Raw genomic sequence first — 592 nt, 5'->3', positions numbered from 1 at the left:
GAGGTCAGAGGCGATGGCTGACCCTGCCGCACCACCGAGCAGAAGGGCTGTGACGATCGGTGCCCCCTGCTGAATGATCCCGAGTCCACCAGCGGCGCCGGCGATGGACGTGGCCCCGACCTGCTGGGTCAGACTTCCGACCTGCACCGAGACGATAACGCCGAACGGAATCGCCACCAGGATCGCCGGCAACGTCGTGACGGTGATGACGAACCAGGTCTGTACAACGACCTCCCGGAAAGGAAACCGTCCGGTGACAATGTCGTGCACGGCCCACCGTAATGCCTGGCCGGCGAGGGCAATCGTGTTTCCGAAGGTCGCAAGACTGTCTGTCGCACGACCAGCAAGTTCCGTAGCGATACTGATTCTCCTTCACCTTGCTGAACAGCCCTCCGCGATGGGTGTTCGCACAGTACCAGGTACTTACAGTACCCCATTCGCGGTTTGGATACTTCTGCCCGAATTGACCAGCCGGCACGACGGAACACCGGCCCTGTTGACCCTCGATGACGCGTCCGGCCCGTCCCTATGTGCGGCAGTGGCTCTGCGGGGCTCGCAGGTCTGCTCCGAGTTCGTTATTTCGGTTGACGAC

At 62.0% G+C, this 592-nt stretch carries 1 protein-coding gene; it reads right to left on the bottom strand.

All coding sequences use genetic code 11. From position 1 onward, the window contains the following. A partial coding sequence (locus tag GM1_RS21310; RefSeq protein WP_008382462.1) for an ABC transporter permease occupies positions 1 to 270 on the bottom strand: 270 nt, incomplete at its 3' end. Positions 271 to 592 lie beyond the last annotated feature (322 nt).

The organism is Gordonia malaquae NBRC 108250, assembly GCF_000344135.1.
GTDB classification, from domain to species: Bacteria; Actinomycetota; Actinomycetes; order Mycobacteriales; family Mycobacteriaceae; genus Gordonia; species Gordonia malaquae.
The sequence above is the reverse complement of the archived record's forward strand: the minus strand, read 5'-3'. Positions and strand labels throughout refer to the sequence as shown.